11 protein-coding genes are annotated in these 12,177 nt (G+C 70.5%); 9 read left to right on the forward strand and 2 right to left on the reverse strand.

Features of this window, described 5'->3' with window-relative positions; all coding sequences use genetic code 11:
• Nucleotides 1–108: 108 nt before the first annotated feature.
• From G472_RS31770 to G472_RS0107170, 4 genes are all read left to right on the forward strand, one after another.
• Entirely contained in the window at nucleotides 109–1,809 is a 1,701-nt protein-coding gene (locus G472_RS31770; RefSeq protein WP_035691449.1) for a methyl-accepting chemotaxis protein, read from the forward strand.
• A gap of 225 nt (nucleotides 1,810–2,034) precedes the next feature.
• Nucleotides 2,035–3,072: a GTP 3',8-cyclase MoaA gene (moaA, locus tag G472_RS0107160; RefSeq protein WP_029007828.1), complete on the forward strand. Its 1,038-nt coding sequence runs from the start codon at nucleotides 2,035–2,037 to the stop codon at nucleotides 3,070–3,072.
• A gap of 138 nt (nucleotides 3,073–3,210) precedes the next feature.
• A complete protein-coding gene (locus G472_RS0107165) occupies nucleotides 3,211–4,347 on the forward strand; it encodes an NnrS family protein (protein ID WP_245593424.1) in 1,137 nt (378 codons plus the stop codon).
• A gap of 252 nt (nucleotides 4,348–4,599) precedes the next feature.
• Entirely contained in the window at nucleotides 4,600–5,412 is an 813-nt protein-coding gene (locus tag G472_RS0107170) for an NAD kinase (RefSeq protein ID WP_051340531.1), read from the forward strand.
• A 10-nt stretch (nucleotides 5,413–5,422) separates the two neighbouring features.
• Here the strand turns inward: G472_RS0107170 and G472_RS0107175 are convergent, their stop codons facing one another.
• Nucleotides 5,423–6,280 carry an N-formylglutamate amidohydrolase gene (locus G472_RS0107175; RefSeq protein WP_029007831.1) on the reverse strand — a complete coding sequence of 286 codons (858 nt, stop codon included), beginning with the start codon at nucleotides 6,278–6,280 and terminating at the stop codon, nucleotides 5,423–5,425.
• Between the two features lie 252 nt (nucleotides 6,281–6,532).
• On the opposite strand from G472_RS0107175, the gene G472_RS0107180 reads away from it, so the two are divergent.
• Nucleotides 6,533–7,477: a M14 family metallopeptidase gene (locus G472_RS0107180; RefSeq protein WP_029007832.1), complete on the forward strand. Its 945-nt coding sequence runs from the start codon at nucleotides 6,533–6,535 to the stop codon at nucleotides 7,475–7,477.
• A gap of 6 nt (nucleotides 7,478–7,483) precedes the next feature.
• Here G472_RS0107180 and G472_RS0107185 read toward each other — a convergent pair whose 3' ends face one another.
• On the reverse strand, nucleotides 7,484–7,999 hold the full coding sequence (locus G472_RS0107185; RefSeq protein ID WP_035691451.1) for a CreA family protein: 516 nt from the start codon (nucleotides 7,997–7,999) through the stop codon (nucleotides 7,484–7,486).
• A 95-nt stretch (nucleotides 8,000–8,094) separates the two neighbouring features.
• On the opposite strand from G472_RS0107185, the gene G472_RS0107190 reads away from it, so the two are divergent.
• From G472_RS0107190 to G472_RS0107205, 4 genes are all read left to right on the forward strand, one after another.
• The gene (locus tag G472_RS0107190; RefSeq protein ID WP_029007834.1) at nucleotides 8,095–9,213 is read left to right on the forward strand and encodes an AI-2E family transporter; all 1,119 of its coding nucleotides are present in this window, start codon (nucleotides 8,095–8,097) and stop codon (nucleotides 9,211–9,213) included.
• 70 nt (nucleotides 9,214–9,283) lie between these two features.
• Nucleotides 9,284–10,294, forward strand: a complete 1,011-nt coding sequence (locus tag G472_RS31775) for an SPFH domain-containing protein (RefSeq protein WP_051340533.1) — start codon at nucleotides 9,284–9,286, stop codon at nucleotides 10,292–10,294.
• Between the two features lie 79 nt (nucleotides 10,295–10,373).
• Entirely contained in the window at nucleotides 10,374–10,823 is a 450-nt protein-coding gene (locus G472_RS0107200) for an NfeD family protein (protein WP_029007835.1), read from the forward strand.
• A gap of 402 nt (nucleotides 10,824–11,225) precedes the next feature.
• A complete protein-coding gene (locus tag G472_RS0107205) occupies nucleotides 11,226–12,161 on the forward strand; it encodes a DMT family transporter (protein WP_029007836.1) in 936 nt (311 codons plus the stop codon).
• The last annotated feature ends 16 nt before the right edge of the window (nucleotides 12,162–12,177 follow it).

Here is a 12,177-nt window from a genome sequence, read left to right on the forward strand (position 1 = left end):
ATTCGGTGCATCCCCGGCTCCGCCGCGGCACGGCAGGGAATCCTTAACTTTTATAAGGGTTTCATGATCTTGCTGCCGTGATCGCGGCCGAACCGGGAGTACGACGCCATGCTCAGCGCCCTCACCTTGCGCGTGCGCCTGCTGCTGTTGGCCGTGCTGGCCGCCGGCGGGCTCCTCGTCCTCGGCGCGATCGACCTGACACACCTGCGCACGGCGCAGATGGAAGGCAACCGCGTCATGCTGCGCAACGTGGTGGACACCGTGCGCGGTGTCGTCGCCCACTTCCACGCGGAGGCGCAGGCCGGCCGCATGACCGAGGCCGAGGCGCAGACCCGGGCGCGCGACGTGGTGCGCGGCCTGCGCTATGCCGGCGGCGAGTACCTGTTCATCTACGCCTACGACGGCACCACGCTGGTGCTGGCCCCCCGCGCCGCGGAGGAGAACTCCAGGGGCATGATCGACCTGAAGGACTCCGACGGCGTCACCTTCGTGAGGGCGCTGATCGACGCGGCCCGGCAGGGCGGCGGTTTCGTGGAATACCGGTTTCCCAAGGCGGGCGGCGTCGAGCCTCTGCCCAAACTGAGCTACGCCGCCGGATTCCAACCCTGGCAATGGATGATCGGCACCGGCGTCTACATCGACGACGTGGACGCCGCCTATTGGCGCAACGCCGCGACCCTGCTCAGCGTGGTCGCGGTCCTGGTGGCGCTGGTCGCCGGCGGCGCCCTGCTGATCGGCCGCCGGGTGACGGCGACGGTGGACGGCTTCGCCGCGGCCATGCGCCGGCTGGCCGCCGGCGAGACGGACGTGGCGATTCCCGGCGAGGGGCGCCGCGACGAGTTCGGCACCATGGCGGCGGCGCTGCGCGTCTTCCGGGATGAGACGGCGGAGAACCGCCGCCTGCTGGCCGAACAGGAGCGCCTGAAGCACGAGGCGCGCGACACCGAGCGCCGCGCCCTGCTGCGCATGGCCAACGACGTGCAGTCCCGCGTGCAGTCCGCCGTCGGGCGCGTCGCCGAGGAAACGCAGGGTCTGGTCGCCGCCTCGCGCACCTTGTCGGCCAGCGCCGAGGAGACCCGCCGGCGCAGCGCCGCCGTCTCGGAAGCCTCGGAGCACACCGGCACGAACGTGGAAACGGTCGCCGCCGCCACCGAGGAGCTGTCCTCCTCCAGCCGCGAGATCGGCCGCCAGGTGGAACAGTCGGCGGTGGTGGCGCGCCGCGCCATGGACGAGGCCACCCACACCGGCACCACCGTGCGCGAGCTGGCCGAGGCCACCCAGCGAATCGGCCAGGTGGTGGAACTGATCCACTCCATCGCCAGCCGGACCAACCTGCTGGCGCTGAACGCGACCATCGAGGCCGCCCGCGCCGGCGAGGCCGGCAAGGGCTTCGCCGTCGTCGCGAGCGAGGTGAAGAACCTCGCCAACCAGACCGCCACCGCCACCGAGGAGATCACCCGGATCATCCAATCGGTGGAGAACGGCACCCGCGCCACCGTCACCGCGATCGAACGGATCGAAGAGACCATCCGCGGCGTCAACGACACCGCCTCGGCCATCGCCGCGGCGGTGGAGGAGCAGAACGCGGCCATGGCCGACATCGCCCGCAGCGTGCAGGAAGCGGCCAACGGCACCCGCCGCATCACCGCCGAGATCGCCGGTGTCTCCGCCAGCGCCGGCGGCACGCTGACCACCGCCGGGGACGTGGCGGAGGCCAGCCGGACGCTGGAAAGCGAAGCCGGTGCCCTGAAGGAGCGCATCGACGGGTTCCTGCGCGACCTGCGCGCCTCCGCCGGGCGGGAGGCGTGAGCGCCCGCGGGGCAAAGGGACGCAGGACTTGACTCTGGTCAATGGGGCGGCGGCCATGACATGCTTGCATGACCCGATGGTTCCAAGGGGCGAAATACCCGTCCCAAAGTCCTATATTCCGGGATCGCGGTGTGGCGGCATCATCGTGCGCCGGGGAACGGCCGCACGCCGAACGCAGGGCCCGCCACCCGCACACCGGCCGATGACCAGGGAGGACGTCGCCCCATGACCGCCAGCACGCCGCCGCTTCCGGACGCCGCACCGGCGCCGCTCGTCGATCCGTTCGGCCGCACGGTCAGCTATCTGCGCGTGTCGGTGACCGACCGCTGCGACTTCCGCTGTGTCTATTGCATGGCCGAGGACATGAGCTTCCTGCCCAAGGCGGAGGTTCTGACCCTGGAGGAGCTGGACCGCCTGGCCACGGCCTTCGTGCGCCTGGGCACCCGCAAGATCCGCCTGACCGGCGGCGAGCCGCTGGTGCGCCGCAACATCATGGACCTGATCCGGGCGCTGGGCCGCCACGTGCGCTCCGGCGCGCTGGAGGAGCTGACGCTGACCACCAACGGCTCCATGCTGTTCAAGTACGCCGGCCCGCTGGTGGAGGCGGGCGTGCGGCGCATCAACGTCTCGCTGGACACCCTTGACCCCCACAAGTTCCAGGCCATCACCCGCTGGGGCCGGTTCGACAAGGTGATGGGCGGTCTGGAGGCGGCGGCCGGGGCGGGCCTGGAGATCAAGGTCAACTGCGTGGCGCTGAAGGGCGTCAACGACGACGAGCACAGCCGCATGGTCGCCTGGTGCGGCGAGCGCGGCTTCGACCTGACCTTCATCGAGGTGATGCCCATGGGCGACCTGGGCGAGGACGTGTCGCGCCTCGACCAGTACCTGCCCCTGTCCGCGGTGCGCGCCGACCTGGCGAAGCAGTGGACGCTGGAAGAGAGCGATTACCGCACCGGCGGCCCCGCCCGCTATGTGACGGTGCGGGAGACGGGCCGCCGCGTCGGCTTCATCACGCCGCTGACCCACAATTTCTGCGAAAGCTGCAACCGCGTCCGCCTGACCTGCACCGGCACGCTGTTCATGTGCCTGGGCCAGGAGGATGCCGCCGACCTCCGCACGGTGCTGCGCACCAGCGACGACGACGCGGTGCTGGAGCGGGCGGTGCGCGACGCCATCGCCCGCAAGCCCAAGGGCCACGACTTCATCATCGACCGCCGCCGGGCCACCGCATCGCCGCGGCACATGAGCGTGACGGGGGGGTGAGACCGACAGGTCGGACGTCTCCGATCCCCGATCCGTACCCACCAGGCGATGGCACGACGCCTTCCGGGACGGATATCCCCGGTGACGAGTGACGGAACCGGGGAGCCGCGCGACCGACAGACCGGCGCTTTGGACGCCATGCTGTCGTCGCCTCACCGGCCGATGTTCCTCGCGGCCGGGGTTTGGGCGGTGGCGGCGGTGGTCCCGGCCGGCTGGGATACAGGCTTCGATGCGGCGCGCACGCCGCTGCAAAGCACGGCGCTCTGGCATGCCCATGAAATGCTGTTCGGCTTCGCCGCCGCCGGGTTCGCGGGCTATGCGCTCACCGCTATGGGAAGCTGGTCCGGGCCACGTCGCCTGTCCTCCCGCGGGGTGCCGGCCCTGTTGGCACTGTGGATCCTCGCTCGTCTGAGCGCGTTTGGCGCATTGGGGGATGATCCGGGATTGATTGTGCCCGCGGGAGTGGCGTTTCTGGCTTGTGTGACGTGGGTCCTTTCGTTCGCCGCGCTGCGCTCGGGCAGCACGCGCGGTGCCGTGCAGGCGCTGTTCGCCCTGTTCCTGACCGGGTCACAGGGAGCCATCCTGAGCGGCGCCTACGTCCCGACGATCCCGGTTTTCGGCCTGGGCCTGCTTCTGTCGGTGGTGGGCGGACGCATGGTGGCGGCCTTCACCTGGAACCGGATCGAACGCAATCCTTCACAGGTTCTGCGCTTCAGGATCGCCCGGCTTGCCGGCGTCCCCGCTGCCGTCGCGCTTGCACTGACGCTGGCGCTGGAAGCGGTCGAGCCGGGTTGGGTACGGGCCTCCGCTTCCATGCTTCTGCTTGCGGCGATCGCCGAGACGGTGCGCCTGTCGCTCTGGCTGTCACGCCGGACCGTGCAGGACAAATTGCTCGGGATGTTGCAACTCGGCTATTTCTGGTTGCCGGTCGGATTGGCGCTGGTCGCCCTGGCCAGAGTGTCCGAGCCGGGCCTGTCCGAGAGCGATACCGTCCATGCTCTCGCAGCCGGCGCGGTGGCGTGCTCGATTTACGCTGTGGCTGCGCGCGCCGTGGCGCGGCGGGCGGATCGTCTGCGCCCGACGGTCGTCGATGTCACGGGGTTCGTCCTGCTGTGGGCCGCTGCCGCCTTGCGGGTGTTCGGGCCGCCGGACCGGCTTTGGGATGCGGCCTTGCTCATCCTATGGTGCGCAGCATGGACCCTGTTCGTGATTCGGCACGGCGCAGCGTTACTCCATCCGACGCCCCGCCCCGTGTTCAGCGGCCCGAAAAGCTGACGCGCTCCTGTATGGATGGTCAATCGGGAAGGCCGATGGCTGTCGCCCTGTCGCTTCTGCCCCCGCGCGTTCCCGCCGAGGGGTGTTTGCTCTTCGTCGGATCCAGCGATCGGTACGGTACAGTCACATCAGACCGCCGGGCACCGCAGCGCCTTCGTACCGGCGGGCAGGAGCCGAGCATGGCCGGCGCATCACACCCTTGACGCGTCGGCACTGTCGCACCGGCCGGCCCTGCGCTATGGTTCGCGCGCCATGACCGATTTCGCCGCCCGCATCCGGCTGCCCCACGAGCCGCCCCGCCTGTCCTTCGTGTGCGCCAACACCGACGAAGCGCGCGGTGCGCGCACGCGGCTGGTGCACCGCTACGGCAACGTCCCGCCGGAAGAGGCGGACATCGTCGTGGCGCTGGGCGGCGACGGGTTCCTGCTGGAAACCCTGCACGCCGGCCTGCGGCGCAATCCGACGGCGCCGACACCGGTCTACGGCATGAACCGCGGCTCCGTCGGGTTCCTGCTCAACGCCTACCGGGAGGAGGATCTGCCGGACCGGGTGGAGCGGGCGCAGCGGGTCACCCTGCACCCGCTGCGCATGCGCGCCCGGCGGGTGAACGGCGACGTGGTCGACGCCATCGGCATCAACGAGGTGTCGCTGCTGCGCGAGACGCGCCAGGCCGCCAAGCTGCGCATCATGGTCGACGGCAGGGAGCGGTTGCCCCAGCTCATCTGCGACGGCGCGCTGGTGGCGACGCCGGCGGGCAGCACCGCCTACAACTTCTCGGCCCACGGGCCGATCATCCCGCTGGGGGCGGGCGTTCTGGCGCTGACCCCGATCTCCGCCTTCCGGCCGCGGCGCTGGCGCGGGGCGCTGCTGCCCCACACCGCCCGCATCTGCTTCGAGGTGCTGGAGGCGCCCAAGCGTCCGGTCAGCGCCGTCGCCGACTCCACCGAGGTGCGCGAGGTGGAGAGCGTCACCGTCGGCGAGGCGCGCGACATCACCCTGACGATGCTGTTCGACCCCGAATTCAACTTCGAGGAACGGATACTCAAGGAACAGTTCGAGCCCTGAGCGGCGGGCGCTACTCCGCCGCCCGCTGCGCCACCCGGCCGGCGGCGTGCTCGCAGATCCCGGCGATCAGCGCCGACAGGGTGCGCTGGAGCGGCGCGAAGCCGGCGGACTTCTCCAGCGTCTCCTCATCCATGTAGAGGCGGCGGTTGATCTCGATCTGCAGGGCATGGCGGCCCTGCGCCGGGGCGGCGGTGCGCCGCACCAGCTCCACACCCTTGTAGGGATCGTTCACCGTCACGGTGTATCCCATGCGGCGCAGCATCCCCGCGACGAAGGCCGTGAATCCCGGCTCGCAGGTGGTGCCGTCGCGGTCACCCAGGACGAAATCCGGCATCACCCGCCCGCCGGGGCCGTACGACGGCATGGAGTGGCAGTCCACGTGCCACGCCGCGCCAAAGCGCGCCACCAACCGGTCGAGCACCTCGGACACCTGGAAATGATAGGGCCGGTAATAGCGGTCGATGCGTTCCGCCACCTCCGCCACCGTCAGCATCCCGTCGTACAGCGCCATGCCCGGCCGCACCAGGGTGCGGATCAGCCCCATTCCCGCGGCGCTCTTGTCGGTGGGGTTCAGCGGCTCCGGCCAGGGACCGTCCAGCACGTCCGGCGCGATGTCGTCGACGGCCCGGTTGGGGTCGATGTAGGTGCGCGGGAACAGCGCCAGCAACAGCGTGCCGCCATGCTCCGGCACCGCGGCGAACAGCTCGTCGACATAGGAGTCCTCGGCCTGGCGCAGGGCCGCCAGAGGACAGGCGAAATGGAAATCCGCGGGATAGGCCGACCCGCTGTGGGGCGAGTCGAACAGCACCGGCACCCGCCGACCGACCGGGTCGTGGCGGACGAGGACGTCCTCGATCACGAAGCTCATGGTCCCGTCCGGTATCCGGTGATCCATCGCAGCGCGGCGGCGCACGCCGCACAAAAGCGTATGTTGCAGCGCATAGGTGTGCGTATAGACGAGTTGCCGACGGGCGTCGACCAAAAACCGTCACATTGGCGTGACGGTGCGGGCGGGGCTGGCGCGCGGCGGCGGCGTTCCCCATACTTGATCCGACCGGCGGACGGGGGCGTACGACCCGCGACCGCCCCCTCCGCCGCCCCCTTGCCCGCCGGACCCGATTTGATCGACCAACCACAGATCGAACTGACGCCGCCGGACATTTCCGCCTACCGGCACGGCAACACCGGGATCGACTACGTCACCACCCTCGACAGCGGGCAGCCGGGTCCGCACGCGGTGATCAACGCGCTGGTTCATGGCAACGAACTGTGCGGGGCGATCGCCATCGACGCCCTGTTCCACATGGGCGTCCGGCCACGGCGCGGACGCCTGACCCTGTGCCTGGCCAACGTCGCCGCCTATCAGGCGTTCGACCCGAAGGCCCCCTACGCCTCGCGCTTCATGGAGGAAGACTTCAACCGGCTGTGGACGGCCGAGGTGCTGGACTCCCGGCGCGACACCATCGACCTGCAGCGGGCCCGGCAGCTCCGTCCCCTGTACGACGGCGCCGACGTCCTCCTCGACCTGCACTCCATGACCAACGACGGTGAGCCCCTGATCCTCAGCGGCCGCACCGAACGGGCGCGGACCCTGGCGCGGGCGCTGGGCCATCCCGCCTGGATCGTCGCCGATTCCGGCCATGCGGCCGGCCGCCGCCTCATCGATTACGACCGCTTCGCCGGGGAACCCGGCAGCCCCACCGCGATCCTGGTGGAATGCGGCCAGCACTGGCGGGCGGAGACCGCCGTGGTGGCGGTGGAAGCCAGCCTGCGCTTCCTGCTGGCGCTGGGCATGGTGGACCCCGACCTGGCGGCCCCGCACCTGCGCCCCCGCCACGGGGTGCCGCGCGTCGTGGTGGTGAGCGACGCCGTGACCGCCGAGACCGACACCTTCACCTTCGCCGCCCCCTTCCACGGCCTGGAAAGCCTCGCCGCCGGCACCCTGATCGCCACCGACGGCGACCGCAGGGTGGTGGCGCCCTACGACGGCTGCATCCTGATCATGCCCGCGCGCCGCGTGCGCCAGGGCCAGACGGCGGTGCGGCTGGGCCGCGTGGAGGATTGAAGCGGTTCACCGCCCCTCGGGCTTGCCCCTGGTCCATTCCACCTCGGTTCCCCACAGGGGCACGGTGGAGATCGCCATCTTGGCCGAGGCGTCGGTGACCTGGCGGCTGTACACCACATAGACGAGGGTGTCGTTGGTGCGGTCGTAGATGCGCCGCACCGCGATCGACTTGAAGACCAGGCTCTTGCGGGCGGAGAAGACGTCCTCGCCGCCGCGCCCCAGGTTGATGTTGCCGATGACGATGGGGCCGGTCTGGCGGCAGGCGATCGAGGCGTTGGAGGGGTCCTCGAACCAGTTCCCCTTGGACAGCCGGTCGATGAGGCTGCGGTCGAAATCGACGACGTGGCAGGTCACACCCTTCACTTCCGGGTCGGCGACGGCCTGCACCTCCAGGCCGTTGCCGGTCCAGTCGTTGGAGAAGCGGCCGACCTGCTCGGCTGCCGCCGCTGCGGGCGCCAGCAGGGCGGCGAGAACCAACAGGCCGGCTGCTGCGTTTAGCGATCGGCTGGGGCCGCGGAACATGAACCGACTCCGGTCTGATGAACGGTCCCGCACCTTCCGCCCGGCCGGCGTCCGCCGTCAAGCATCCGGGCTCTATTCAGGAGACGACGTCCTCCATGACCGATCGCCGCGACGAGGGGACCGATGCGCAGCCGGCCGATTCGAACCCGGCCGATCCGCCCGCACCGCCGGCCGGGCCCCCCGGCAACGCCATGCGGGTGGCCGTGATCGGGCTGTTCGGGCTGGCCGTCCTCTACACGGTCTATTTCGGCCGCGACGTGCTGCTGCCCATCGCCCTGGCCCTGCTGCTCAGCTTCCTCCTGCGCCCGGTGGTGCGGGCGCTCTACCGGCTGGGCATTCCGGAATGGCTGGGAGCGGCGGTCGTGGTGATCGCCCTGTCCGCTCTCGGCCTGCTGGCGGTGTACACGCTGACCTCGCCGGCGGCACAGTGGATCGACCGCATGCCGGTCGTCCTGCGCCAGATCGAGTTCAAGCTGGGCGACCTGCGCGACAGCCTGGACCGCGCCCGCGAGGCGACGCGCGAACTGGAACAGATCGCCTCCGCCGCCTCCGACACGCGGGAGGTGGTGGTGCGCGGCCCCACCCTGGCGGAACAGTTCCTGGACCGCACCCGGGCGTTCCTGGCCAACGTGGTGATCATGCAGGTGCTGCTGTACTTCTTCCTGGCCCGCGGCCGCGCCACCATGGAGGCGCTGATCGGCACCATGCGCAGCATCGACGACCGCGTCCACTACGCCATGGTTGCCGGCACGGTGCAGCAGAACATCGCCGCCTATCTCGCCACCGTTACCCTCATCAACATCGGCCTCGGCGCGGTGACGGCGCTGGCCATGTGGCTGCTCGGCATGCCCAACGCCGGGCTGTGGGGCACCCTGGCCGGGGTCGCCAACTTCATCCCCTTCATCGGGGCGGCGGTGATGGCCGCCGTCCTGGCCCTGGTGTCGCTGCTGACCTTCGATTCGCCGGGGGCCATCCTGCTGCCCCCCCTGGTGTTCATCGCGTTCACGGCGCTGGAGGGCAATTTCATCACCCCCACCATCGTCGGCCGCCGCCTGTCGCTGAATCCCATCGCCGTGTTCATCTCCATCCTGTTCTGGGGCTGGATGTGGGGCATCCCCGGCGCCCTGCTGGCGGTGCCGATCCTGGCGGTGATCAAGATCCTGTGCGACGCCCATGAACCGATGCGGCCGGCCGGGGCGGTGCTGGGCCAGTAGCGGCGCGGCACTTCAATTCCCCGGCGCGCCGTGGCATCGTCCCCCCGGTTTTCCGGACGGAGGGCATGGAATGGAAGCGGTCTTCGGTGGCTTTTCGCTGTTCGTGATCGCGCTGGTCGTGTTCGCGCTGGTGATGGTGATTCTCGGCGTGAAGACGGTGCCCCAGGGCGAGGAGTGGACGGTGGAGCGGTTCGGCCGCTACACCCGCACGCTGGGCCCCGGCCTGCACATGCTGACGCCGGTCATCGACCGCGTCGGCAAGAAGCAAAGCATGATGGAAACGGTCCTCGACGTTCCCTCCCAGGAGGTCATCACCAAGGACAACGCCATGGTCACCGCCGACGGCGTCGTCTTCTACCAGGTCATCGACGCCGCCAAGGCGTCGTACGAGGTGAACGACCTGGAGCGCGCCATCGTCAACCTGACCATGACCAACACCCGCACGGTGCTGGGCTCCATGGACCTGGACGAGTTGCTGTCGCAGCGCGACAAGATCAACGCCCAGCTCCTGACCGTGGTCGACGAGGCGACGACCCCCTGGGGCGTCAAGGTGACGCGCATCGAGATCCGCGACATCCAGCCGCCGCGCGATCTGGTGGATTCCATGGCCCGCCAAATGAAGGCCGAACGCGAGCGCCGCGCCGCCATCCTGGAGGCGGAGGGCCAGCGCCAGGCCGCCATCCTGCGCGCCGAAGGCGAAAAGCAGGCGGCGATCCTGCAGGCCGAGGGCCGGCGCGAAGCCGCCTACCGCGACGCCGAGGCGCGCGAGCGCGAGGCGGAAGCGGAGGCGCGGGCCACCCGGTCCGTGTCGGAGGCGGTGGCCGCCGGCGGGTCGCAGGCCATCAACTACTTCATCGCCCAGCGCTACGTGGAGGCGCTGAACACCCTGGCCGCGGCGCCCAACCAGAAGGTGCTGATGATGCCGCTGGAAACCAGCAGCGTCATCGGCTCCATCGCCGGCGTGGCGGAGATCGCCCGCGACGCCTTCGCCAACCGCAACCCGGCACCGCAGGCCGGGATGGCGGCAGCGGACACTCCGCCGTCACCGCCCGCACCGCGCGGCCCTTGGAGCCCGGCGTGATCCGGGTTAAACACATCCCGCAAAGGGATTAGGCGGAACGGCCGAAATCGGTCGGCGCGCGGCGAGGAGGCGGTTCGCAATGATCGAGTTCTGGCACTGGTGGGTGCTCGCCGTGGTGCTCGGCGCGGTGGAAACCGTGGCGCCGGGCGCCGCCTTCCTGTGGCTGGGGGCCGCCGCCGCTCTCGTGGGACTTGCCCTTCTGGCCTGGCCGGAAATGGTGTGGCAGATCCAGTTCATGATCTTCGGGGTGCTGGCGATCGGCGCCGTGGTGGGCGCGCGGCTGATCTACCGGCGCAGCCCCGCACCGGATCCGGCGCTGCACCTCAACCGCCGGGCGGAACAGTACCTCGGGACGCTCCACACCCTGGAAACGCCCATCGTCAACGGCCGCGGCCGGGCCATCGTCGGCGATTCCCATTGGACCGTGGAGGGTCCCGACCTGCCGGCCGGCACGACGGTGCGCGTCATTGGCATCGACGGCATCGCCCTGCGGGTCGAGAAAGCCGAGCCTCCAGTCGCCGCGCCGTAGGGCACGGCCCGCCAGTTCGCTCTCGATGGCGTCGGCGCGGGCGCACACCCGCTCGGCGACTCCGGCCAGCGTGCCATTGCCCTGCCGCCGTGCCCGCTCGGCCGCCTCCCGCCCCAGGCGGGCGAGCTGGCGTGCCATCGCATGATAATCGGGTCGGGGCCGGCGGGCCGGAGACTCGTCCATCATCGATCCGAAGTTGAAGAACCGAAGCCCCCGCATCCTGTCAGATGTTGCGGTGCCACTGAATGATGCTTACGGCCGAAACGGCCTTTTCTTTCGGCAAAGCATTCCTCCGCGCGGCATAGGCCGCGCCGATGCGCGCCTGCCCTGCGGTAAAACGCGGTGCACGGAGACGGCCGGCACCGTTACCCTCGCCGTTCCTTCCGCCACACCGCCGGACCGATGCCCGACACCACCGCCGCCTCCCTTCCGCCGTCCGATGCCGCGCCGCGACCGCTGGAAGGCCCGCTGCTGCTGGCCAGCCTGGCGCTGTTCTGGGGCACCAACTGGCCGGCCATGAAGCTGGCGCTGACCGGCATGGACCCGTGGACGTTCCGCGCCCTGTGCCTGGCCGCCGGGGGCGGCGGTCTCCTGCTGGCGGTGCGGATGACCGGACGCAGCCTGCGCATTCCCGAAGGCGACCGGTGGCCGCTGCTGGTGGTGTCGCTGTTCAATGTGACGGGGTGGCAGATCTGCTCCGCCGTCGGGCTGACCTTCATGGAGGCCGGACGGGCGTCCATCATCGCCTTCACCATGCCGGTGTGGGCGTCCCTGCTCGGCGTGCTGCTGCTGAAGGAGCGGCTGACGGCGGCCCGGCTGGCCGGACTCGGGCTGGGGCTGGCGGCGCTGGCCCTGCTGGTGGCGCCGGCCCTGGACAAGCTGGGGGCCGCCCCGTGGGGGGTCGTCTTCATGCTGGGCGCGGCGGTGAGCTGGGCTGCCGGCACGGTCGGCCTGAAGCTGCACCGCTGGAGCCTGGACACGGTGCAGCTCTCGGGCTGGCAGCTCACGCTGGGCGGATTGCCGGTGGTCGCCGGGATGCTGGCGTTCGGGGAGCCGGCACGCCTGGCCGACGCGCCGTGGGACAGCCTGGCGGCGGCCCTCTACGCCATGTTGATCCCGATGATCTACTGCCACTGGGCGTGGTTCCGGGTGGTCGCCCTGTTCCCGGCCAACGTCGCGGCGCTGGGAACCCTGGCCATCCCCGTGGTCGGCGTTTTCTCCAGCGGGCTCCTGCTCGGCGAGCGGCTGGGGATCGCCGAACTGGCGGCCCTGGGGCTGGTGGTGGCCGCTCTCGGGCTGGTGCTGCTCGCCCCCGGCCGGCGGCGGGCCGCGCGATAGCGGGGACCGGCGGGGG

It is taken from the genome of Azospirillum halopraeferens DSM 3675 (assembly GCF_000429625.1).
In the GTDB taxonomy this organism is placed as follows: domain Bacteria; phylum Pseudomonadota; class Alphaproteobacteria; order Azospirillales; family Azospirillaceae; genus Azospirillum; species Azospirillum halopraeferens.

Excerpts from the sequence above, each read along its gene's own strand:
- G472_RS31770 (WP_035691449.1), top strand. The coding sequence starts at position 109 with ATGCTCAGCGCCCTCACCTTGCGCGTGCGCCTGCTGCTGTTGGCCGTG.
- moaA (WP_029007828.1), top strand. The coding sequence starts at position 2,035 with ATGACCGCCAGCACGCCGCCGCTTCCGGACGCCGCACCGGCGCCGCTC.
- G472_RS0107165 (WP_245593424.1), top strand. The coding sequence starts at position 3,211 with ATGCTGTCGTCGCCTCACCGGCCGATGTTCCTCGCGGCCGGGGTTTGG.
- G472_RS0107170 (WP_051340531.1), top strand. The coding sequence starts at position 4,600 with ATGACCGATTTCGCCGCCCGCATCCGGCTGCCCCACGAGCCGCCCCGC.
- G472_RS0107175 (WP_029007831.1), bottom strand. The coding sequence starts at position 6,280 with ATGAGCTTCGTGATCGAGGACGTCCTCGTCCGCCACGACCCGGTCGGT.
- G472_RS0107185 (WP_035691451.1), bottom strand. The coding sequence starts at position 7,999 with ATGTTCCGCGGCCCCAGCCGATCGCTAAACGCAGCAGCCGGCCTGTTG.
- G472_RS0107190 (WP_029007834.1), top strand. The coding sequence starts at position 8,095 with ATGACCGATCGCCGCGACGAGGGGACCGATGCGCAGCCGGCCGATTCG.
- G472_RS31775 (WP_051340533.1), top strand. The coding sequence starts at position 9,284 with ATGGAAGCGGTCTTCGGTGGCTTTTCGCTGTTCGTGATCGCGCTGGTC.
- G472_RS0107200 (WP_029007835.1), top strand. The coding sequence starts at position 10,374 with ATGATCGAGTTCTGGCACTGGTGGGTGCTCGCCGTGGTGCTCGGCGCG.
- G472_RS0107205 (WP_029007836.1), top strand. The coding sequence starts at position 11,226 with ATGCCCGACACCACCGCCGCCTCCCTTCCGCCGTCCGATGCCGCGCCG.